A 22,096-nucleotide genomic window follows, 5' to 3' on the forward strand; every position below is an offset into this window, starting at 1 on the left:
GGCCTCCCTGCGGACGGCCGTTGTCCTGGCTGTGGCGGACGGCCTCCTGATGGGACGTCAGGTTTTCGGCACCGTAGCAACGGGCGGGCGAGATGAGAACAGCGGTGCACGCACGAAGAAGGGCGCCCTCCCCGCCGGGGCGGAGGGGGCGCCCTGTGCGCCGGTTCGCCGGGCTGCGTCAGGAGGCGGTCTCGCTCGGGGTCGGGCTCGCCGAGGTGTCGGCCGCGGCGACCTTCAGCTCCACCGTGAGCGTCGCTCCGCCCGTGGTGGTGACGCGGAGCAGGAAGGTGCCGGTGGTGTCGTCCGCGTACAGCTTCGGCAGGGTGAGCAGGCCCTTGTCGTCGGTCAGGAGGCCGGTGAGGGTGCGGACGGGCTTGCCGTCGGCGTCCTTGAAGGAGGGGCCCTTGTCGTTCTCCGTGGCGTCGGCCGTGGACTTGATCAGGGTGGCGGTGGCCGCGACCTTGTCCGCGGCGACGCCCTTGTACGTCGCCTTCACCTGGACCTGGTCGGCGAACTCCCCGCCCGGGGTGCAGGTCAGCGGGGTGTCGCTGGTGCGGACCAGGGTGTCTGCGGCGCGGGCGGTGACCGTGGCGGTGAAGTCGACGCCCTTGACCGGGCGGCCCACGACGGCCGCGGTGACCTTGAAGTCGCCGGTCTTCTCGCCGGCCTGGAGCGCCGGGGCGACCGCGAGGCCCTTGGCGTCGGTGACGACCGTGGCGACGGTCTCGCCGCCCGCGAAAGTGGCGTCCGTGTCGCCGGTGACGGTGAACCGGATCCTGACCTTGGCGACGGACTTGCCGACCTTGGTCTCGGCGCGGACGCCGACCGGCTCGGTGAAGGCGTCGCCGGCCGTCGCGGTGAGCTTTCCGGTGCCCACGCCCTGCAGGTGGTCCACGAGGTCGGTGGGCGTCTGCGGGGGCGTCGGCGGGACGGGTGGCGTCGGCGGCTTGGGGTCGGGCGTCCCGGTGCCCCCGCCCCCGTTGTCACCGTTGCCGTTCCCGCCGCCACCGTTGTCGCCGCCGCCGTTGCCGGGGTCGCGGGGCTTGTGGGGCTTGTGGGGTTTCGGGTCCGGCTTGCTCGGCGGGTCCGAGGGCTTCGGGGCCGTGGTGTGGTGGGATGCGCCGTCGCTGCGGTGCTCGGGGACGCTGCCGGTGCCGTCGGGGATGGAGTGGCTGCCCTTGCGGTAGTACTCCAGCCAGTTCAGGACCAGGCCGAGGTAGTCCTGCGAGTTGTTGTAGCTGAGGATCGCGCTGTGCAGGCCGCTGTCGGTGGACAGGTCCCAGTCGTTGCGGCACAGGTAGTGGCCCGCGGCGAGGGCGGCGTCGTAGACGTTGTTGGGGTCCTTCCGGCCGTCCCCGTTGCCGTCGCGGCCCGCCCAGGCCCAGGTGGACGGGATGAACTGCATGGGGCCGACGGCCTGGTCGTAGGTGCTGTTGCCGTCGTAGGCGCCGTGGTCGGTGTCCGGGATGAGCGCGAAACCGTTGCCGTCGAGCTGCGGGCCCAGGATCCGGCCCACGGTGGTGCCGGCGGCGTCGACCCGGCCGCCGCGGGCGTGGCCCGACTCGACCTTGCCGATGGCGGCGAGCAGTTGCCAGGGCAGGTTGCAGCCGGGCTTGGAGGAGCGCAGTTCGGCCTCGGCCTTCTTGTAGGCGTCGAGGACCGTCGCCGGGATGCCGGCCTCCGCCACGCCCCGGGCGACGGGAGTGCCGCTGCCGGACGAGGGGCTGGGGTTGGGGCTCTTCAGGGGCGGCAGGTCCGTGTAGTAGGGCGAGTTGCCGGTGGCGTCGCCGGCGACGGGCTCGTCCGGAACGGGGGCGGCGGCGCCGGCCGCCGCCTGTCTGCCGTGGTCCTCGCCGGTCGCTCCCGGAGCCTGGGACGCCGAGAGAGCCGCGACCGCTGCCGCGGCCACGGCGGTGGTCGCCGCTCCCTTGCGCAGCCGCCTGCCGAAATGCGCCGCCATAGAGTGAAACCCCTCCCGTGGACGTCCGTGCGTCCTTCTCCGTCTGCCTGCCTCGCTCTGGTGTGACGGTTGACCCGCTGATCTGGTTGCCCCTGTTTCGCTTTTCGCTGCGTGGGACGTGTGGACGACCGTGCGGCGGCACGGCGCCGCAGGTGACCCTACGACAACTTGCTTGGAGCGGGCACCCGTTCGCGCCCCGTTTTCACCGGTTGGCCAACTGTCGTCGTCGTGCGCGCGCCCTGACGGCGGTCACGCATACTGGCCGGAGCTGATCACCGGCGCCGGAATCCGGGCCGCCGACCGCTCCCGGGGGTTCTGTTGCCGTTCACGCTCAGTCACGCGGCGGCCGTGCTGCCCGCTGTCCGCCGGGACGGCCGGGGCCGGGGCCGGCTGGTGCCGGCGGTGCTCGTCGCGGGGTCCTGCGCGCCGGACATGCCGTATTACGCGGCGGGTGTCCTGCCGGGCGGCATGGAGTTCGGCGCGGTCACGCACGCGTTCACCGGTGTCGTCACGGTCGACGTGCTCATCGCGTGGACTCTCGTGGGGCTGTGGCTGCTGGTCCGGGAGCCGTTGCTCGCGCTGCTGCCGCTGGCCTGGCAGGGGCGGCCGGCCGCGCTGTTGCGCTGCGGTGCGCCACGCGCGCGCGTACGAGCCGCGTCGGCGGGGTGGTGGTACTGCTCCGCGGTGCTCGGCGCGCTCACCCATGTGGTGTGGGACGCGTTCACGCACCACGACCGGTGGGGGACGCGACTGGTTCCGGCCATCGGACGGGAGCGCCCCGGGGGCATGCCGCTGTTCACCTGGTTGCAGTACGGGTCGTCGGCGGCGGGTGCCGTGGTGCTCGCGGTGTTCGTGGTCCGCGCGCTGCGGCGGGTGCCGGGCGGGGCGCCGGCGGGGGTGCGGGTGCTGTCCGTGCGGGACCGGTGGTGGGGGCTCGCGCTGATCGGCGGCTGTGCGCTGGCCGGGGCGGCGCAGCGGACGGCGCGGTGGCGGGCGCGGGGCAGGGCGGCGGGACCGTGGGAGCTGGTGCCCACCCTGTGCTTCGGTGTGGGCGCGGGGACGGTCCTGGGGCTGCTGCTGTACGCCGTCTGGGTCAGGGTCTGGCGTCCGGCCGCTGATCCCGGGGAGCCGGGGAGTCCGGCAGGCCCGGGGAGTTCCGGCGAGCCTGCCGGTGCCGGCCGGGGGCGGCCGGTCGCTCGGTGAGGGAGGCGACGAAGACCGTCAGGGTGGGCCGGGGGCGGGCTCTGGGGACCAGGGTGAGCACGAGGGCGAGATAGCCGCGGGCCAGGTCGGTCCACTGGCGCCAGTCGGGGGTGCGGGCCGTACGGCCGGTGAGTCTGCCGCGGAGCCAGTCGGAGGTGCGGGCCGTAGGGCCGGTGACACCGCTGCGGAGCCAGTCGGGGATGCGGGCCGTACGACCGGTGAGACCGCTGCGGAGCCGTTCGGTGGCGGTGCGGAGGGCCGTGGCCGGGTCGGCCGGGATGCGGGCGGTGCTTGCGCCGGCCGCGAGGGCCGGGACCGGCGCGGCGGGCAGTGCCTGCGCCGAGGCGGTGACCGCCCAGACCCCGGTGACTGCCTCGGGCGTCCGGCGGTGGAGCATGCGTATACCCATGCCCGCAGTGTTGCGGCTGCGGGGGGTGCGAGGCGTTCTGACGGGGGCCACGAGAGTGACGGCCCTCCGGGCGTTTCGCGGGTGGGCCGGTGTGGGCGTGACGGGAGCGCGCTGGTCGGAGCGGGGCCGTGCTGGTCGGGGTGGGGTCGGCGCCGCCGGGGTGGGCGGACGGGGTTGGGGTGGGCCGACGGTGCCGCGATGGACCGGCGGTACCGGGGTGCGCCGGCGGTGCCGCGCGCCTGCGGAGTCGGGGTGTGTCGGCGGGGTCGGGGTGCGTCGGCCGTGCCAGGGTGCGCCGGCTGCCGGGGAGGGTCCGCGGTGTGCGGGTGGACCGGCGGTCTGTGGCGGTGTGTGGATGGACCGGCGGTCTGTGGATGGACCGGCGGTCTGATGATGGACCGGCGGTGCAGGGGCGTCGGCGGGGTCGGGGTGCACCAGCCGTGCCGGGGGGACCGGCGGTTAAGGGGTGCGTCGGCGGGTCGGTAGCCGTCGCGGTGGAGAAAGGGGGGGCCGGGCCGGGGAGGAACGTGGGCGGGCGTCGGCCTCGTCCGGCCGGCGCCCGCCTTCGCCTCGGGGTGCAGTGCTCCCCCGCTCGGCCCGGCCCCCTCCGCTCCGCCCGCGCGCCGCAGGCTGCTAGTGGGCTGCCGATTCCCAGTCGGGGCCCACGCCCACCGAGACGTCCAGCGGTGCCCGCAGGTTCACGGCGCCCGCCATCTCGCGGCGAACGATCTCCTCGGCGGCCGCCCGCTCGCCGGGGGCGATCTCCAGGACGATTTCGTCGTGGACCTGGAGGAGCATGCGGGACCTGAGGTCCGCGTCCCGCAGGGCGCTGTCGACCTTGAGCATGGCGATCTTCACGATGTCCGCCGCCGTGCCCTGGATGGGCGCGTTGAGGGCCATGCGCTCGGCCGCCTCGCGGCGCTGGCGGTTGTCGCTGTTGAGGTCGGGCAGGTACCGGCGGCGGCCGAAGAGCGTCGCCGTGTAGCCCGTGGCCCGGGCCTCGTCGACCGCTCGGCGCAGGTAGTCCCGCACCCCGCCGAAACGCTCGAAGTAGGCGTCCATCAGGGCGCGGGCCTCGGCCGCCTCGATGTTCAGCTGCTGGGAGAGGCCGAACGCGGACAGGCCGTACGCGAGGCCGTACGACATCGCCTTGATCTTGCGGCGCATCTCCGCGTCCACGGCGCCGGGTTCGACGCCGAACACCTGCGAGGCGGCGGTGGTGTGCAGGTCCTCGCCGGAGGTGAACGCCCGGATCAGGCCCTCGTCCTCGGAGAGGTGGGCCATCACGCGCAGTTCGATCTGGCTGTAGTCCGCGGTCATCAGGGACTCGAATCCCTCGCCGACCACGAAGCCCCGGCGGATCGCCCGGCCCTCGTCCGTGCGGACCGGGATGTTCTGGAGGTTCGGGTCCGTGGAGGAGAGGCGGCCGGTCGCGGCCACCGTCTGGTTGAAGGTGGTGTGGATACGGCCGTCGCCCGCGATGGTCTTGATCAGGCCCTCGACGGTGACCCGGAGCTTGGCCTGCTCCCGGTGCCGGAGCATGATCACCGGCAGCTCGTTGTCGGTCTGGGTGGCGAGCCAGGCCAGCGCGTCGGCGTCGGTGGTGTAGCCGGTCTTGGTCTTCTTCGTCTTCGGCAGCGCCAGCTCGCCGAAGAGGACCTCCTGGAGCTGCTTGGGCGAGCCCAGGTTGAACTCGTGGCCTGCCGCGGCGTGCGCCTCCTTCACGGCCTGCTGGACCGCGCCCGCGAACATCTGCTCCATCGCTTCGAGGTGCGGCCGGTCCGCCGCGATGCCGTGCCGCTCCATGCGGGCGAGCAGCGCGGACGTGGGCAGCTCCATGTCCCGGAGCAGGTCGGCGGCGCCCACCTCCTCAAGGCGGCCCTCGAAGGCCGTGCCGAGGTCCAGGACGGCGCGGGCCTGGATCATCAGGGCCTCGGCCTCGGCGCCGTCGTCCGCACCGAAGGCCAGCTGGCCGTCGGCCGCGGCGGCGGGGGCCAGCTCGCGGTGCAGGTACTCCATCGACAGCGCGTCCAGGTCGAAGGAGCGGCGGCCGGGCTTGACCAGGTAGGCGGCGAGCGCGGTGTCCATGCGCACGCCCTCGACGCTCCAGCCGTGCTCGGCGAAGACGCGCATGGCGCCCTTGGCGTTGTGGAACACCTTGGGGCGGTCCGCGTCGGCCAGCCAGGCCGCGAACGCGTTCTCGTCGGCCTCGTCCAGCTCGGACGGGTCGAACCAGACCGCCGCTCCCCCGGCCTCGGCGAGGGCCACCTCGGCGACCGAGCCGGTGCCCAGCCCCCAGGTGTCGACGGTGGCCACGCCCAGGGTCGCGGCCCCGTGCGCGGTGAGCCAGGGGGCCAGCTCGCCGGTGTGCAGGATCCTGCCGTCGATCTCCACGCCGTCGGTGGTGACGGGAGTGACCTCGGCCTCCTCCGTGCCGGGGTCGACGGCGAAGAGCCGCTCGCGCAGGGACGGGTTGCGGATCTCCAGGGTGTCCAGGATCATCGCGACGGCCTTGCGGTCGTACGGGGCCCGTTCCAGGTCGGCGACCGTCTTCGGCAGCTCGACCTGGCGCTCCAGCTCGGTGAGGAGGCGGTTGAGCTTGACGGACTCCAGGTGGTCCCGGAGGTTCTGCCCGGCCTTGCCCTTGACCTCCTCGACCCGCTCGACCAGCTCGGCGAACGAGCCGAACTGGTTGATCCACTTCGCGGCGGTCTTCTCGCCGACGCCGGGGATGCCGGGGAGGTTGTCGGACGGGTCGCCGCGCAGGGCGGCGAAGTCCGGGTACTGGGCGGGCGTCAAGCCGTACTTCTCGAAAACCTTCTCCGGGGTGAACCGGGTCAGCTCCGAGACGCCCTTCGTCGGGTAGAGCACCGTGGTGTTCTCGGCGACCAGCTGGAAGGAGTCGCGGTCGCCGGTGACGATCAGCACCTCGAAGCCCTCGGCCTCGGCCTGGGTGGCGAGGGTGGCGATGACGTCGTCCGCCTCGAACCCCTCGACGGCGAAGCGCGGGGCGTGCATCGCGTCGAGCAGCTCGCCGATCAGCTCGACCTGGCCCTTGAACTCGTCCGGGGTCTTGGAGCGGTTCGCCTTGTACTCGGTGAACCGCTCGGAGCGCCAGGTCTTGCGGGAGACGTCGAAGGCCACCGCGAAGTGCGTGGGCGCCTCGTCACGCAGGGTGTTGGCCAGCATCGACGCGAAACCGTAGATCGCGTTCGTCGGCTGGCCGGTCGCGGTCGTGAAGTTCTCCGCGGGCAGCGCGAAGAACGCGCGGTAGGCCAGCGAGTGCCCGTCCATGAGCATCAGCCGGGGACGGGTGCCGCCGGGGGTCTTGTCGGTCTGCTTCGATGCTGTCTCTGCCACGTCCCCGATCCTGCCACGAGCCACTGACAACCCGGGCCCCGCGCCCGCGGCGGGCGTGAGCACCGCCACACGGGCCCGGCCGGGAACGGGCGGGCGACCGGGGAAGCGGGCGGCGGTACCGCTCCCGCCGACCCGACCGAACCAGGCGAGGGTCCCGCTCCCACCGACCGGGCCGGCTCCCGCCGATCCGACCGGAACCAGGCGATCCGACCGGGACCAGGCGTCGGTCCCGCTCCCCGTCAACCCGACCGGCACCGTTGTCGGTGACGCGTGGGAGGATCGGCACCGTACTTCTCACACGCAGTCGAAGGGGACCGTGCGATGGCGACGAAGCCGCCCAAGGGTGATCCGGTTCAGGACGCGCCGCAGGTCGCGGAGCCGAAGCACGCGGCGGCGGGGCTGCCGGCCATCGGGCACACCCTCCGCATCGCCCAGCGGCAGATGGGTGTGCGGCGCACCGCCCTGACCCTGCTGCGCGTGAACCAGAAGGACGGCTTCGACTGCCCGGGCTGCGCCTGGCCGGAGCCGGACCACCGGCACGCGGCGGAGTTCTGCGAGAACGGCGCCAAGGCGGTGGCGGAGGAGGCCACCCTGCGCCGGGTCACGCCCGAGTTCTTCGCCGCGCACTCGGTCGCGGACCTGTCCGGCCGCAGCGGCTACTGGCTGGGTCAGCAGGGCCGGCTCACGCACCCCGTGTACCTCCCGGAGGGCGGCACGCACTACGAGCCGGTCTCCTGGGAGCGGGCCTTCGACATCATCGCCGAGGAGATCGCCGCCCTGGGCTCCCCCGACGAGGCCGTCTTCTACACCTCGGGCCGCACCAGCAACGAGGCCGCGTTCCTGTACCAGCTCTTCGCGCGCGAGCTGGGCACGAACAACCTGCCGGACTGCTCGAACATGTGCCACGAGTCGTCCGGGTCGGCGCTCAGCGAGACCATCGGCATCGGCAAGGGCAGCGTCCTGCTGGAGGACCTGTACCAGGCCGACCTGATCATCGTCGCGGGACAGAACCCGGGCACGAACCATCCGCGCATGCTCTCCGCGCTGGAGAAGGCCAAGGCGAACGGCGCGCAGGTCATCAGCGTCAACCCGCTGCCCGAGGCGGGCCTGGAGCGCTTCAAGAACCCGCAGACCCCGCAGGGCATGCTCAAGGGAGCCGCCCTCACCGATCTGTTCCTCCAGATCCGCATCGGCGGCGACCAGGCCCTCTTCCGGCTCCTCAACAAGCTGATCCTGGAGGCGGACGGCGCGGTCGACGAGGACTTCGTCCGTGAGCACACGCACGGCTTCGAGGAGTTCGCCGAGGCCGCGCGCGCCGCCGACTGGGACGAGACGCTGACCGCGACCGGGCTCACGCGCGCGGAGATCGAGCGGGCCCTCGGCATGGTCCTCGCGTCGCGGCGGACGATCGTCTGCTGGGCCATGGGCCTCACCCAGCACAAGCATGCCGTCCCGACCATCCGCGAGGTCGTCAACTTCCTGCTGCTGCGCGGCAACATCGGCCGCCCGGGGGCGGGTGTGTGCCCGGTGCGCGGGCACAGCAACGTCCAGGGCGACCGCACCATGGGCATCTTCGAGCGGCCCGCCCCGGCCTTCCTGGACGCCCTGGAGAAGGAGTTCGGGTTCGCGCCGCCGCGCGAGCACGGCTTCGACGTCGTACGGGCCATCCGCGCTCTGCGCGACGGCGAGGCGAAGGTGTTCTTCGCCATGGGCGGCAACTTCGTCTCCGCCTCCCCCGACACCGAGGTCACCGAGGCCGCCATGCGCCGGGCCCGGCTGACCGTGCACGTGTCGACCAAGCTGAACCGTTCGCACGTGGTCACGGGCGCGCGTGCGCTGATCCTGCCCACCCTGGGCCGCACCGAGCGCGATGAGCAGGCGAGCGGTGAGCAGTTCGTGACGGTCGAGGACTCCATGGGCATGGTGCACGCCTCGCGCGGGCGCCTGAAGCCGGCCGGCCCGCAGTTGCGGTCCGAGCCGGCCATCATCTGCTCCCTCGCGCGCCGGGTGCTCGGCGAGCGCAGTGTCGTGCCGTGGGAGGAGTTCGCGAAGGACTACGCCACGATCCGGGACCGCATCGCGCGCGTGATCCCCGGTTTCGAGGACTTCAACGCCCGCGTGGCCCGCCCCGGCGGCTTCGCGCTGCCGCACGCCCCGCGCGACGAACGCCGCTTCCCGACGGCCACGGGCAAGGCCAACTTCACGGCGGCCCCGGTGGAGTACCCGACGCTGCCCGAGGGCCGGCTGCTCTTGCAGACCCTGCGCTCGCACGACCAGTACAACACCACGATCTACGGCCTCGACGACCGCTACCGGGGCATCACGGGCGGCCGCCGGGTCGTGCTGGTGCACCCGGAGGACGCCCGCGCGCTCGGTGTCGCCGACGGGTCGTACGTCGACCTGGTCAGCGAGTGGCGGGACGGGGTGGAGCGGCGGGCGCCGGGTTTCCGGGTGGTGCTGTATCCGACGGCCCGGGGCTGCGCGGCCGCGTACTACCCCGAGACGAACGTGCTGGTGCCGCTGGACGCCACCGCCGACACCAGCAACACCCCGGCCAGCAAGTCCGTCGTCGTGCGACTCGAGGGCCACGCCCCCGGAGACGAGGCGCCCGAAGACCGCGCGGAGGCCCCGGAGAGCCGTCTGGAACAATCGGCGACCGACTGAGCGTTTGCTCAGTGAGCCGACAGCTGACGACGAACGGAGCCGGGTCCATGGGTGAGCAGCAGCGAGTGAAGTTCCCGCAGGAGGTCATCGACGAGTACGCGTCGCTCGGTGTGGACCTGCCCGCCCTGTTCTCGGCCGGGCATCTGGGCACGCGGATGGGGGTGCAGATCCTGGAGGCCTCGGCGGAGAAGGTCGTCGGGACCATGCCCGTGGAGGGCAACACCCAGCCGTACGGCCTGCTGCACGGCGGCGCCTCCGCGGTGCTGGCGGAGACCCTGGGCTCGGTCGGCTCCATGCTGCACGGCGGCGCCTCGAAGATCGCGGTCGGGGTGGACCTGAACTGCACCCACCACCGCGGGGTCCGCTCGGGCCTGGTGACGGGCGTGGCCACGCCGGTGCACCGGGGACGGTCGACGGCGACGTACGAGATCGTGATCAGCGACGAGGAGGACCGCCGGGTCTGCACCGCCCGGCTGACCTGCCTGCTCCGGGACGTACGCCCGGGCGACGGCGCCCCCACGGAGCCGACCGCGAGCTGAACCCCGGCCGGGAAGCCGAGCTCTGGCCCCCAGAAGCGCGGGCCCACCGCGAGTCGAGCCCGGGTCCGCGACAGGACGAGCCCCGATCCACCGCGTCTTGAGCCCCGGTCCGCCACAAGCCCAGCCCGGGTCCGAGTCCGGGTCAGGGTTGGGTCCGGGTCCGGGTCCGCCGGAGCGTTGCCCCTCGCCCTCCCTCCCCCTTAGCTTCGGCACATGGGACGGCGAGGAGGCCCCCGGCGAGGGGTGAGGTTCCTGGTGTTCTGGCTGGCGTTGCCGGCCGTGCTGTACGCAACGGGCTGTGACGGGCCGAGCCGTACCCCCGCCCACGCACACTCCTCCTCCCCCACTTCCTCCCCTGCCTCCACCCCCACCCCGGCTCCCGTCCCCACCCCTCCATCCGACGCCGACCTCTGCGCCCGCCTCATCACCTACTGGTCGCGCGAGGTGCTCGACGGCGACACCTACGGCGACTACCAGTCGATGGGACTGTCCCACGGCCAGTACCAGATCCTGAGAGAAGTCGTGGACGCCGCACGGGCCGTGAGGCGACACCAAGGACGCGGCGCCGCAGATGAATTGATCGACCGTCAGGCGCGGACGGCGTGCGCCGAGCGCTACCGCCACGGGACCCCGAGCGGAGGCCCCTGGACATGAGCGGCATCGGTCCGCCGGAGCCCGGTGAGGGCACGTGTGCGCGGGAGAGCCGGCGGGAGGAGGGCATCACCGCGCCCGTGGGCGCCTGGTGCGCCCGCCACCGGCGGATCGCCGCCGCCCTCGCCGCCACGGCCGTCCTCCTCTCGGGCGGCGGCTACCTGTACGCCACCCGCCCGCACCAGCCGGCCCCGCACGCGAGGCGCCCGCATCCTCAAGTGCCGTACCCCGTCCAGGTGGTGGACGTGACCTACCTCGACGCCCGGGCCGCCCCGGCGGGCGCTCCGCCGCACAGTTTCAGCTTCGCCGTCCTGGTCGGCGTGGCGTCCGGGCCGCCGGTCACCGTGACCCGCGTGATCCAGCCGTACGCGGGGCTGTCCGTGACCACGGAACCACCCACTCCGCTCCGGATCCGGGCAGATTCGGCCCGCAAGATCACCATAACGATGCACGTGACCGAATGCGGAAAAGTCCCCAAGGACGCCGGCCTCCCTTTCCTGGACGTAACTCTGCGTAATGCGCGCGCAATGCAGGAGCAGAGCTTCATCCCGGGCCGGCGTTACGCGCAGGACCTCTCCCGCGCCGTGGAAGCAGCTTGCGGCAACAGGGCGCGGTAATCACCAAAACGGTCGAGACGCCTGGGATGATCATGGCGAGTCCTGCGCATTCTCAGAATGTGGACGGCGCGAATCCCCCTGAATTCCACCTTCCACCCCACCCAGTACCGCTCTGCATTACGTCGTGTCATAACAAGAGCGTCACAGCCTCGGTCAGACACTCCTCCACGTTCCCTACACACGCTTAGAGTCACGGCCAGTCACCGCGCCTTCGGATTGTCCAATTCAGCGCGGCGCGCGACTCGACCGCTTCCACGGGGAGGCGGTTGTGCCTGGGGAAAGGACTGATCGTGCGTCAACGTTCGCTTATCGCCATCACCGCCGCGCTGGCGGCGGGAGCGCTCACCCTCACCGCCTGCGGCTCGCGCGACAGCGGCGACAAGGGCTCGGACTCCGGCAACGGCGGCGGCACCACCGTCGTCATCGGCGTCGACTCCCCGCTGACCGGCGACCTGTCCGCCATGGGCCTCGGCATCAAGAACTCGGCCGACCTCGCCGTCCGGAAGGCCAACGACCAGAAGCTCGTCAAGGGCGTCACCTTCAAGATCGAGGCCCTCGACGACCAGGCGCAACCGTCAGCCGGCCAGCAGAACGCCTCGAAATTCGTCTCCGAGCAGGAGGTTCTCGGTGTCGTCGGCCCGCTGAACTCCTCGGTCGCCGAGTCGATGCAGAAGGTCTTCGACGACGCCAAGCTGGTCGAGGTCTCCCCGGCCAACACCGGCCCGGCGCTGACCCAGGGCCAGGACTGGCAGAACAAGAAGGTCCGCCCGTACAAGGCGTACTTCCGCACCGCGACCACGGACGCCATCCAGGGCCCGTTCGCCGCCCAGTACGTCTTCAACACCGCCAAGAAGAAGAAGGTCTTCGTCATCGACGACAAGAAGACCTACGGTTCCGGCCTCGCCGCGACCTTCACCGAGGAGTTCAAGAAGCTCGGCGGCAAGGTGGTCGGCACCGAGCACATCAACCCCGACGCCAAGGACTTCTCCGCGATCGCCACCAAGGTGAAGAACTCGGGCGCCCAGGTCATCTACTACGGCGGCGAGTACCCGCAGGCCGGCCCGCTCAGCAAGCAGATCAAGGCCGCCGGTGCCAAGATCCCGTTGGTCGGCGGTGACGGCATCAAGGACGACACGTTCATGAAGCTGGCGGGCGCCGAGGCCACCGGCGACCTGGCCACCTCCGTCGGCGCCCCGGTCGAGGACCTGCCCTCCGCCAAGCAGTTCGTGGCCGACTACAAGGCCGGCGGCTACAAGGAGGAGTACTCGGCCTACGGCGGTTACGCCTACGACTCCGCCTGGGCGATCATCGAGGCCGTGAAGAAGGTCGCCGACGCCAACGGCGGCAAGCTGCCCTCCGACGCCCGCGCCAAGGTCACCGAGGCCATGCAGAGCGTGTCCTTCGACGGCGTGACCGGCAAGGTCTCCTTCGACGAGTACGGCGACGCCACCAACAAGCAGCTCACCGTGTACGCCGTGAAGAACGGTGCCTGGGTTCCCGTCAAGTCCGGTACCTACACCGGCTGATCCACGCCTGACCCACTCACGAGCCGCGCGGGGCGCTGTTCCACTGGCGCCCCGCGCGGACTCGCATCCGGCCACATCCCTCGCACTTTCCGAACGTCTCGGAGGACATGCGGTGAACGAACTGCCGCAGCAGCTGGTCAACGGCCTGCTCCTAGGATCCATGTACGGGCTGGTCGCCATCGGCTACACAATGGTCTACGGCATTGTCCAGCTCATCAACTTCGCCCACGGCGAGATATTCATGACGGGAGCGTTCGGCGCTCTCACGGTCTGGCTCTGGCTCCCCGGCGGCACCAGCATGTGGATCGCGCTACCGCTGATGATCATCGGTGCCGTCATCGTCGCCGTCGCCATCGCCGTCGGGGCGGAACGGTTCGCCTACCGGCCCCTGCGCACCGCCCCGCGCCTCGCGCCCCTGATCACCGCCATCGGCCTCTCCCTCGCCCTCCAGCAGGCGGTGTGGGCCTGGTACCCGGAGGCGAAGTCCGCGCGCACCTTCCCGCAGATCGCGGGCGGCCCCTTCGAGATCGGCAGCGTCACCATCCAGACCGGTGACATCTTCCTCGTCGTCGCGGCCCCGATCAGCATGGCGGTCCTCGCCTGGTTCGTGATGAAGACCCGCACCGGCCGCGGCATGCAGGCCACCGCGCAGGACCCGGACACCGCCAAGCTGATGGGCGTCAACACCGACCGCATCATCGTGATCGCGTTCGCGCTCGGCGCCGCGTTCGCCGCCGTCGGGGCCGTCGCCTACGGCCTGAAGTACGGCGAGATCAACTTCCGCATGGGCTTCATCCTCGGTCTGAAGGCGTTCACCGCGGCCGTCCTCGGCGGTATCGGCAACATCTACGGAGCCATGATCGGCGGCGTGGTCCTCGGCGTGGCCGAGACCCTGGCCACCGCCTACATCGCCGACATCCCGGGCATGGACAAGTTCGGCAGCCAGTCCTGGGCCGACGTCTGGGCCTTCGTACTCCTCATCCTCGTACTGCTGTTCAGGCCGCAGGGCCTGCTCGGCGAGCGCGTCGCGGACAGGGCGTGAGACCGATGACCACACAGACCACCGCATCCGAGACCTCCGGCGCCCGCACGGCCGACGCCCCCTCCGGCCTGCTGCCGCTGCCGGAGAAGGCGGCCCGCGCCCTCGCCCTCGGCGGCAGCGCGCTGACGATCGTCTCCGCCTTCCTCGCCTGGACCTGGACCGCCGACTTCCCCGGCGACCTCACCGTCTACGGCTACCCGGGCGGCCTGCAGGTCCTCGTCCTCGTCGGCGCGGCCCTCGCCACCCTGTTCGCGCTGGCCTCCTACGGCGTGCGGGGCCTTCGCTGGCTGACACCCGCCGGCCCCGACGCGGCCCTGCGGTTCGCGACCCTGGCCACCTTCGCCACCAGCTGGTACACGGTCCTCGCGATCACCGTCGACCTCGGCGGACTCGTCAACCTGGAGCCCGGTGGCTTCCTCGTCGCCGTCGCCAGCCTCGCCGCCCTCGCCGGCGCCCTGGCCCTGCCGTTCCGGCGGCCCGAGCCCGAGCCGATCGACCCGGACGACACCGGCTGGGAGAAGTTCAAGCACGGTGCCGCGTACAAGTGGGAGACCACCAAGGCGGTCTTCACCGCCGGCGCGCCCAAGCCCGCGCCCGCCCTCCCGTCGTACGCCGAGATCCTGGTCATCGTCGCGATGCTCGCGCTCGGCCTGGTCGTCTTCACCTACGGCATCGGCACCGAGTACGACGAGCTGTTCATCGGCTTCCTGATCACCGCCGGCTTCGGCTTCGCCGCGCTCAACAAGGCCGGACTGATCGCCCGCGCCTCGCAGATCGCCTCCCGGCACAGCAACATCACCATCTGCGGCGCCTTCGTCGCGGCGGCGCTGTTCCCCTTCACCCAGACCAACGACCAGTACGCGACCCTCGGCGTCTACATCCTCATCTTCGCCACCGTCGCCCTCGGTCTGAACATCGTCGTCGGCCTCGCCGGTCTCCTCGACCTCGGTTACGTCGCCTTCCTCGGCGTCGGCGCCTACGCGGCGGCCCTGGTGTCCGGCTCCCCCAGCTCGCCGTTCGACGTGCACTTCCCGTTCTGGGCCGCCGTCCTCGTCGGCGCCGCCGCCTCCCTGGTCTTCGGCGTGCTCATCGGCGCCCCGACGCTCCGGCTGCGCGGCGACTACCTCGCCATCGTCACCCTCGGCTTCGGTGAGATCTTCCGCATCACGGCCAACAACCTCGACGGCACCTCCGGACCCGACCTCACCAACGGCTCCAACGGCATCTCCTCGATCCCGAACCTGGACGTCCTCGGCTTCGACTTCGGCGCCCAGCACGACATGGGCGGCTTCACCATCGGCCGGTTCGCCAACTACTTCTTCCTCATGCTGATCATCACCGCGGTCGTGGTGCTGGTCTTCCGCCGCAGCGGCAACTCCCGCATCGGACGCGCCTGGGTGGCCATCCGCGAGGACGAGACCGCCGCGCTCGCCATGGGCATCAACGGCTTCCGGGTCAAGCTCATCGCCTTCGCCGTCGGCGCCTCCCTCGCCGGACTCGCGGGCACCGTCCAGGCCCACGTCACCTACACCGTGACGCCCGAGCAGTACCTGTTCGCCGGCCCCATCCCGCCCAACTCCGCCTTCCTGCTCGCCGCGGTCGTCCTCGGCGGCATGGGCACCATCAGCGGTCCGCTGATCGGCGCGGCCCTGCTCTTCCTCATCCCGAACAAGCTCCAGTTCCTGGGCAACTACCAGCTCTTCGCCTTCGGTCTCGCGCTCGTCCTGCTGATGCGCTTCCGCCCCGAGGGCCTCATCCCCAACCGCCGCCGCCAGCTCGAATTCCACGAAGAGGCGGAAGCACCCACCCTCCTGACGAAGGCGGGGGCCTGACCACCATGACCACCGACACCACCACCCAGGACACCGCCCCCGGCGCCGCCGTGCCCGGCGAAACCGTCCTCGACGCCCGCGGCGTGACCATGCGCTTCGGCGGCCTGACCGCCGTGCGCGGCGTCGACCTCACCGTCGGCGCCGGCGAGATCGTCGGCCTCATCGGCCCCAACGGCGCCGGAAAGACGACCTTCTTCAACTGCCTGACCGGCCTGTACGTCCCCACCGAGGGCGAGGTCCGCTACAAGGGCACCGTCCTGCCTCCCAAGTCCTTCAAGGTCACCGCGGCCGGTATCGCGCGCACCTTCCAGAACATCCGGCTGTTCGCCAACATGACCGTCCTGGAGAACGTGCTCGTCGGCCGGCACACCCGCACCAAGGAGGGCTTCTGGTCGGCCGTCCTGCGCGGCCCCGGCTTCCACAAGGCCGAGAAGGCCTCGAAGGACCGGGCGATGGAACTGCTCCGCTTCGTCGGCCTGGACCACAAGGCTGAGCACCTCGCCCGCAACCTCCCCTACGGCGAGCAGCGCAAACTGGAGATCGCCCGCGCCCTGGCCAGCGAACCCGGCCTGCTGCTGCTCGACGAACCGACGGCCGGCATGAACCCGCAGGAGACCCGGACCACCGAGGAACTGGTCTTCGCCATCCGGGACATGGGCATCGCCGTCCTCGTCATCGAGCACGACATGCGGTTCATCTTCAACCTGTGCGACCGCGTGGCCGTGCTCGTGCAGGGCGAGAAGCTGATCGAGGGCGACAGCGCGACCGTCCAGGGCGACGAGCGCGTGGTCGCGGCCTACCTCGGCGAGCCCTTCGAGGACGCGCCCGGCGCCGAGGAGGTGGCCGAGGTGGAGGCCGCCGAGGCACACGCCGGGGCCACGGCCCAGGCGGCCACCGACACTCCGGCCTCGGACGCCGCCGCTCCGGCCGAGGGCTCGGCCGGGGAAACGGACACCGCTGCCGAGGCGACGGACACCCCTGCCGACGGCACGGACGCCCCGGCCGGGGGCACGGACACCTCGGCCGAGGACGCGGACGCCCCTGCCGGGGGCACGGACAGCACGACCGACGCCGCGACCGACGCCGCGACCGGCAAGGAGAACGACCGATGACCGCACTGCTCGAAGTCGAGGACCTGAGGGTCGCCTACGGCAAGATCGAGGCCGTCAAGGGCATCTCCTTCAAGGTCGAGGCCGGTCAGGTCGTCACCCTCATCGGCACCAACGGCGCCGGCAAGACCACCACCCTGCGCACCCTGTCCGGGCTGCTCAAGCCGGTCGGCGGACAGATCAGGTTCAACGGCAGGTCGCTGAAGAAGGTCCCCGCCCACCAGGTGGTCTCCCTGGGCCTCGCCCACTCCCCCGAGGGGCGGCACATCTTCCCGCGCATGAGCATCGAGGACAACCTGCGCCTCGGCGCGTTCCTGCGCAACGACAAGCCCGGCATCGAGAAGGACATCCAGCGCGCCTACGACCTCTTCCCCATCCTCGGGGAGCGGCGCAAGCAGGCCGCGGGCACCCTCTCGGGCGGTGAGCAGCAGATGCTGGCGATGGGCAGGGCGCTGATGTCCCAGCCGAAGCTGCTGATGCTGGACGAGCCGTCGATGGGTCTGTCGCCGATCATGATGCAGAAGATCATGGCGACGATCGTCGAGCTGAAGGCCCAGGGCACCACGATCCTGCTCGTCGAGCAGAACGCCCAGGCGGCGCTCTCCCTCGCCGACCAGGGCCATGTCATGGAGGTCGGCAACATCGTCCTGTCGGGAACGGGACAGGACCTGCTGCACGACGAGTCCGTCCGCAAGGCGTACCTCGGAGAGGACTGACCCCTCCGTGCACGACGACGAGGCCCGCGCCCCCTTCTCCGGGACGCGGGCCTCGTCGTACGAGAGGTCTCAGCCCTTCTTGGCCGCCTTCTTCTCCTCGCTGTCCGCGATGACCGCCTCCGCGACCTGCTGCATCGACATGCGGCGGTCCATCGAGGTCTTCTGGATCCAGCGGAACGCGGCCGGCTCGGTCAGGCCGTACTCGGTCTGGAGGATGGACTTCGCGCGGTCGACCAGCTTGCGGGTCTCCAGCCGCTGGCTGAGGTCGGCGACCTCCTTCTCCAGCTGCTTCAGCTCGGTGAACCGCGAGACGGCCATCTCGATCGCCGGGACGACGTCGCTCTTGCTGAACGGCTTCACCAGGTACGCCATGGCACCGGCGTCCCGGGCCCGCTCCACGAGGTCGCGCTGCGAGAAGGCGGTGAGCATCAGGACCGGCGCGATGGACTCCTCGGCGATCTTCTCGGCCGCGGAGATGCCGTCCAGCTTGGGCATCTTCACGTCCAGGATGACCAGGTCCGGCTTGTGCTCGCGGGCCAGCTCGACGGCCTGCTCACCGTCCCCGGCCTCGCCGACGACCGTGTACCCCTCCTCCTCCAGCATCTCTTTCAGGTCGAGCCGGATCAGTGCCTCGTCCTCGGCGATGACGACACGGGTCGTCAGCGGAGGAACGTGCGACTTGTCGTCGTCGGACACGTCTGCGGGCTGGGGCGACTCGGGGGCGGTCACGGAGGCTCCTTGGTCCAGGGCAGGCACTGCTTCCAGCAGGGTACCTAGCTGCGGTGAGCGGCGGTGAACCGGTACACTCCCGGAAGTGCCGCGCCGGGTTGGCGGAACAGGCAGACGCTGATGTCTCAAACACATCTGTCCGAAAGGACGTGCGGGTTCGAGTCCCGCACCCGGCACTCTGCGAAGCGGAGGATCACCCGCGTGTGATCCTCCGCTTTTGGCTGTTCACGGGCGCGATCGGACACGCCGTGCGCTCATGTCGTCACTTCGGGCTGTCGTCCTCCCCGATGTGGTGGACCCGGACCATGTTGGTCGAGCCGGAGACGCCGGGCGGGGAGCCGGCCGTGATGACCACGACGTCCCCCTTCCGGCAGCGGCCGTACTTCAGGAGCAGTTCGTCCACCTGGTCGACCATGGCGTCCGTGGAGTCCACGTGCGGGCCGAGGAAGGTCTCCGCGCCCCAGGTGAGGCTGAGCTGGGAACGGGTGGCCGGCTCGGGGGTGAAGGCGAGGAGCGGGATGGGCGAGCGGTAGCGGGAGAGCCGGCGGGCGGTGTCCCCGGACTGGGTGAACGCGACGAGGAACTTCGCGCCGAGGAAGTCGCCCATCTCGGCGGCGGCCCGGGCGACCGCGCCGCCCTGGGTGCGGGGCTTGTTGCGCTCGGTCAGCGGGGGCAGGCCCGCCGCGAGCATGTCCTGTTCCGCCGCCGCGACGATCTTCGCCATGGTGCGTACGGTCTCGACCGGGTACTTGCCGACGCTGGTCTCACCGGAGAGCATCACCGCGTCCGTGCCGTCGAGGACCGCGTTGGCGACGTCGGAGGCCTCCGCGCGGGTGGGCCGGGAGTTCTCGATCATCGAGTCGAGCATCTGGGTGGCGACGATCACGGGCTTGGCGTTGCGCCTGGCGAGCTTGATCGCGCGTTTCTGGACGATCGGGACCTGCTCCAGCGGCATCTCGACGCCCAGGTCCCCGCGCGCGACCATCAGCCCGTCGAAGGCGGCGACGATGCCGTCGAGGTTCTGCACCGCCTGCGGCTTCTCGACCTTGGCGATCACCGGGAGGCGTCGGCCCTGCTCGGCCATGATCCGGTGCACGTCGGCGGCGTCGTCGCCGCTGCGGACGAAGGACAGGGCGATCACGTCGAAGCCGGTGCGCAGTGCCCAGCGCAGGTCGTCCTCGTCCTTCTTGGAGAGGGCGGGGACGGAGACGGCGACGCCGGGGAGGTTCAGGCCCTTGTGGTCGGAGATGACTCCGCCTTCGAGGACCCGGGTGCGGACGCGGGGGCCGTCGACGGCGGTGACCTCCAGACAGACCTTGCCGTCGTCGACGAGGATGCGCTCGCCCGGCGTGACGTCGGCGGCGAGACCGGCGTAGGTGGTGCCGCACTGGTGGCGGTCGCCCTCGGCGCCGTCCTCCACGGTGATGGTGAAGGTGTCGTCGCGTTCAAGGAGTACGGGTCCCTCGGTGAAGCGGCCGAGCCGGATCTTCGGACCCTGAAGGTCGGCGAGGACACCGACGCTGCGGCCGGTTTCATCGGCCGCCTTCCGTACGCGCTGGTACCGCTCCTCGTGCTCGGCGTGGGTGCCGTGGCTGAGGTTGAACCGGGCGATGTCCATTCCGGCCTCGACCAGTGCCTTGATCTGGTCGTACGAGTCGGTGGCGGGCCCCAGAGTGCAGACGATCTTTGCTCGGCGCATGGGTCGAGCCTAGGCCTTACCCGCGGGTAGAGAATTGGCGTCGCATGACTACTCAACAGACTTTGGGCAAAGGCTTATTGACAACTGTTGAATTGTGCGGCGCTTCGCTCCTATGAGCGATGGTCACCAGATCGCAACCTCCCGGACCTGTTCTCGGAAGTCATGCTCAGGTCAGAATCTACGCGCGTTGTTGACCATTCGCCAAGGAGACCGAGAGACATGCCGCTGAACCGCCGGAAGTTCCTGAAGAAATCCGCCGTCACCGGAGCGGGAGTGGCGATCGCCGGCGCGGCGGCGGCCCCGGCGGCCGAGGCGGCGGAGGCGAAGAAGCCCGGGCACCCCGTGAAGCGGTACGCCCTGACCGTCATGGGCACCACCGACCTGCACGGCCACGTCTTCAACTGGGACTACTTCAAGGACGCGGAATACGCCGACAAGGCGGGCAACGCCATGGGCCTCGCCCGGATCTCCACCCTGGTCGAGCAGGTGCGCAGGGAGAAGGGCCGGTGCAACACCCTGCTGCTGGACGCCGGTGACACCATCCAGGGCACCCCGCTCACCTACTACTACGCCAAGGTCGACCCGATCACCGCCAAGGGCGGCCCGGTGCACCCGATGGCGCAGGCGATGAACGCGATCGGCTACGACGCGGCGGCCCTCGGCAACCACGAGTTCAACTACGGCATCGAGACCCTGCGGAAGTTCGAGGACCAGCTCGACTTCCCGCTGCTCGGCGCCAACGCCGTGGACGCGAAGACGCTGAAGCCCGCCTTCCCGCCGTACTTCATGAAGACGTTCCACGTGCCGGGCGCCAAGCCGGTCAAGGTCGCCGTCCTCGGTCTGACCAACCCGGGCATCGCGATCTGGGACAAGGCCTACGTCCAGGGCAAGCTGGCCTTCCCGGGGCTGGAGGAGCAGGCCGCGAAGTGGGTGCCGAAGCTGAAGTCCATGGGCGCCGACGTCGTCGTCGTCTCGGCGCACTCGGGTACATCGGGCACCTCGTCCTACGGCGACCAGGTGCCGTACGTGGAGAACGCGGCGGCCAACGTGGCCCGGCAGGTGCCGGGTGTCGACGCGATCCTGGTCGGCCACGCGCACGTGGAGATCCCGGAGCTGAAGGTCGTCAACGAGCAGACCGGCAGGACGGTCGTACTGTCCGAGCCGCTGTGCTACGCCGAGCGGCTCACCCTCTTCGACATCGAGCTGGTGTTCCGCAAGGGCCGCTGGGAGGTCGAGTCGGTCTCCGCCTCGCTGCGCAACTCCAACTCGGTCGCCGACGACCCGAAGATCACCAAGCTGCTCACCGACGAGCACAAGAAGGTCGTCGCGTACGTCAACCAGGTCGTGGGCCGGGCGACGGAGACCCTGACGACCGTCGAGGCCCGCTACAAGGACGCCCCGATCATCGACCTGATCACCAAGGTCCAGGAGGACGTGGTCAAGGCGGCGCTCGCGGGCACCGCGTACGCCTCGCTGCCGGTGATCGCCCAGGCCTCGCCGTTCTCCCGGACCTCGGAGATCCCGGCCGGGGACGTGACCATCCGGGACCTGTCGAGCCTGTACGTCTACGACAACACGCTGGTCGCCAAGCTGCTGACGGGCGCCCAGGTGCGCGCCTACCTGGAGTACTCGGCGGAGTACTACGTCCAGACGGCAGCCGACGCCACGATCGACGTGGAGAAGCTGACCAACGCGGGCGGCCGCCCGGACTACAACTACGACTACGTCTCGGGCCTGTCGTACGACATCGACATCGCCCAGCCGGCCGGTTCGCGGATCAGGAACCTGACCTTCGACGGGGCCGCGCTGGACGACGCCCAGCAGTTCGTGCTCGCGGTGAACAACTACCGCGCGAACGGCGGCGGTGCCTTCCCGCACGTCGCCACCGCGAAGGAGCTGTGGTCGGAATCGACGGAGATCCGCACCCGGATCGCGGAGTGGGTGTCCGCGAAGGGTGTCCTGGACCCGAAGGACTTCGCGTCGGTGGACTGGAAGCTGGTGCGCGACGGCAAGCCCGTCTTCTAGAGGCCCGGCCTCGGC

The 22,096-nt window shown here is 70.9% G+C and carries 16 protein-coding genes and 1 tRNA gene; 12 read left to right on the forward strand and 5 right to left on the reverse strand.

All coding sequences use genetic code 11. The features are described 5' to 3' along the window. Positions 1-178: 178 nt before the first annotated feature. The gene (locus ACZ7N4_RS00210) at positions 179-1,960 is read right to left on the reverse strand and encodes a lytic transglycosylase domain-containing protein (protein ID WP_471351969.1); all 1,782 of its coding nucleotides are present in this window, start codon (positions 1,958-1,960) and stop codon (positions 179-181) included. Between the two features lie 318 nt (positions 1,961-2,278). Between ACZ7N4_RS00210 and ACZ7N4_RS00215 the strand changes: the two genes are divergently transcribed. Further along, positions 2,279-3,163 (forward strand): DUF4184 family protein, encoded by an 885-nt coding sequence (locus ACZ7N4_RS00215; protein ID WP_471351972.1) that lies wholly within the window; start codon positions 2,279-2,281, stop codon positions 3,161-3,163. Here the strand turns inward: ACZ7N4_RS00215 and ACZ7N4_RS00220 are convergent. Then, on the reverse strand, positions 3,054-3,572 hold the full coding sequence (locus ACZ7N4_RS00220; protein ID WP_471351975.1) for a hypothetical protein: 519 nt from the start codon (positions 3,570-3,572) through the stop codon (positions 3,054-3,056). The two genes, ACZ7N4_RS00215 and ACZ7N4_RS00220, sit on opposite strands and share 110 nt — an antisense overlap. 633 nt (positions 3,573-4,205) lie before the next feature. Continuing rightward, positions 4,206-6,932 (reverse strand): DNA polymerase I, encoded by a 2,727-nt coding sequence (polA, locus tag ACZ7N4_RS00225; RefSeq protein ID WP_471351978.1) that lies wholly within the window; start codon positions 6,930-6,932, stop codon positions 4,206-4,208. A 321-nt stretch (positions 6,933-7,253) separates the two neighbouring features. On the opposite strand from polA, the gene ACZ7N4_RS00230 reads away from it, so the two are divergent. The 9 genes from ACZ7N4_RS00230 (at position 7,254) to ACZ7N4_RS00270 (ending at position 17,628) form a co-directional block, all read left to right on the forward strand. Then, positions 7,254-9,596 carry an FdhF/YdeP family oxidoreductase gene (locus tag ACZ7N4_RS00230; protein ID WP_471351981.1) on the forward strand — a complete coding sequence of 781 codons (2,343 nt, stop codon included), beginning with the start codon at positions 7,254-7,256 and terminating at the stop codon, positions 9,594-9,596. 47 nt (positions 9,597-9,643) lie between these two features. Continuing rightward, positions 9,644-10,135 (forward strand): hotdog fold thioesterase, encoded by a 492-nt coding sequence (locus ACZ7N4_RS00235; RefSeq protein ID WP_471351983.1) that lies wholly within the window; start codon positions 9,644-9,646, stop codon positions 10,133-10,135. 243 nt (positions 10,136-10,378) lie between these two features. After that, on the forward strand, positions 10,379-10,789 hold the full coding sequence (locus ACZ7N4_RS00240) for a hypothetical protein (protein WP_471351985.1): 411 nt from the start codon (positions 10,379-10,381) through the stop codon (positions 10,787-10,789). Next, positions 10,786-11,403, forward strand: coding sequence for a Tat pathway signal sequence domain protein (locus tag ACZ7N4_RS00245; RefSeq protein ID WP_471351988.1), 618 nt, complete (start codon positions 10,786-10,788; stop codon positions 11,401-11,403). The genes ACZ7N4_RS00240 and ACZ7N4_RS00245 overlap by 4 nt, the downstream gene beginning before the upstream one ends. A gap of 290 nt (positions 11,404-11,693) precedes the next feature. Continuing rightward, the gene (locus tag ACZ7N4_RS00250; protein ID WP_471351990.1) at positions 11,694-12,929 is read left to right on the forward strand and encodes a branched-chain amino acid ABC transporter substrate-binding protein; all 1,236 of its coding nucleotides are present in this window, start codon (positions 11,694-11,696) and stop codon (positions 12,927-12,929) included. 112 nt (positions 12,930-13,041) lie between these two features. Further along, the gene (locus tag ACZ7N4_RS00255; RefSeq protein ID WP_470601068.1) at positions 13,042-13,971 is read left to right on the forward strand and encodes a branched-chain amino acid ABC transporter permease; all 930 of its coding nucleotides are present in this window, start codon (positions 13,042-13,044) and stop codon (positions 13,969-13,971) included. Positions 13,972-13,976: 5 nt separating this feature from the next. Continuing rightward, positions 13,977-15,803 (forward strand): branched-chain amino acid ABC transporter permease, encoded by a 1,827-nt coding sequence (locus tag ACZ7N4_RS00260; protein WP_471351993.1) that lies wholly within the window; start codon positions 13,977-13,979, stop codon positions 15,801-15,803. Positions 15,804-15,808: 5 nt separating this feature from the next. Beyond that, a complete protein-coding gene (locus ACZ7N4_RS00265; RefSeq protein WP_471351997.1) occupies positions 15,809-16,915 on the forward strand; it encodes an ABC transporter ATP-binding protein in 1,107 nt (368 codons plus the stop codon). Then, entirely contained in the window at positions 16,912-17,628 is a 717-nt protein-coding gene (locus tag ACZ7N4_RS00270) for an ABC transporter ATP-binding protein (protein WP_471351999.1), read from the forward strand. Before ACZ7N4_RS00265 ends, ACZ7N4_RS00270 begins: the two co-directional genes overlap by 4 nt. Positions 17,629-17,697: 69 nt before the next feature. On the opposite strand, the gene ACZ7N4_RS00275 is transcribed toward ACZ7N4_RS00270, so the two are convergent. Next, positions 17,698-18,357 carry an ANTAR domain-containing response regulator gene (locus tag ACZ7N4_RS00275; protein WP_471352002.1) on the reverse strand — a complete coding sequence of 220 codons (660 nt, stop codon included), beginning with the start codon at positions 18,355-18,357 and terminating at the stop codon, positions 17,698-17,700. 92 nt (positions 18,358-18,449) lie between these two features. Here ACZ7N4_RS00275 and ACZ7N4_RS00280 point away from each other — a divergent pair. After that, positions 18,450-18,533 (forward strand) — tRNA-Leu (locus ACZ7N4_RS00280). Positions 18,534-18,619: 86 nt separating this feature from the next. Here the strand turns inward: ACZ7N4_RS00280 and pyk are convergent. Further along, positions 18,620-20,056, reverse strand: coding sequence for a pyruvate kinase (pyk, locus tag ACZ7N4_RS00285; protein ID WP_471352004.1), 1,437 nt, complete (start codon positions 20,054-20,056; stop codon positions 18,620-18,622). A gap of 219 nt (positions 20,057-20,275) precedes the next feature. On the opposite strand from pyk, the gene ACZ7N4_RS00290 reads away from it, so the two are divergent. After that, on the forward strand, positions 20,276-22,081 hold the full coding sequence (locus ACZ7N4_RS00290; protein WP_471352006.1) for a bifunctional metallophosphatase/5'-nucleotidase: 1,806 nt from the start codon (positions 20,276-20,278) through the stop codon (positions 22,079-22,081). The last annotated feature ends 15 nt before the right edge of the window (positions 22,082-22,096 follow it).

The sequence above is a fragment of the Streptomyces sp. NPDC107654 genome (assembly GCF_055639035.1).

Bases quoted from the DNA above. Each gene is read 5' to 3' on its own strand.
- ACZ7N4_RS00210 (WP_471351969.1), bottom strand. From the start codon at position 1,960: ATGGCGGCGCATTTCGGCAGGCGGCTGCGCAAGGGAGCGGCGACCACC.
- ACZ7N4_RS00220 (WP_471351975.1), bottom strand. From the start codon at position 3,572: ATGGGTATACGCATGCTCCACCGCCGGACGCCCGAGGCAGTCACCGGG.
- ACZ7N4_RS00230 (WP_471351981.1), top strand. From the start codon at position 7,254: ATGGCGACGAAGCCGCCCAAGGGTGATCCGGTTCAGGACGCGCCGCAG.
- ACZ7N4_RS00235 (WP_471351983.1), top strand. From the start codon at position 9,644: ATGGGTGAGCAGCAGCGAGTGAAGTTCCCGCAGGAGGTCATCGACGAG.
- ACZ7N4_RS00245 (WP_471351988.1), top strand. From the start codon at position 10,786: ATGAGCGGCATCGGTCCGCCGGAGCCCGGTGAGGGCACGTGTGCGCGG.
- ACZ7N4_RS00260 (WP_471351993.1), top strand. From the start codon at position 13,977: ATGACCACACAGACCACCGCATCCGAGACCTCCGGCGCCCGCACGGCC.
- ACZ7N4_RS00265 (WP_471351997.1), top strand. From the start codon at position 15,809: ATGACCACCGACACCACCACCCAGGACACCGCCCCCGGCGCCGCCGTG.
- ACZ7N4_RS00270 (WP_471351999.1), top strand. From the start codon at position 16,912: ATGACCGCACTGCTCGAAGTCGAGGACCTGAGGGTCGCCTACGGCAAG.
- pyk (WP_471352004.1), bottom strand. From the start codon at position 20,056: ATGCGCCGAGCAAAGATCGTCTGCACTCTGGGGCCCGCCACCGACTCG.
- ACZ7N4_RS00290 (WP_471352006.1), top strand. From the start codon at position 20,276: ATGCCGCTGAACCGCCGGAAGTTCCTGAAGAAATCCGCCGTCACCGGA.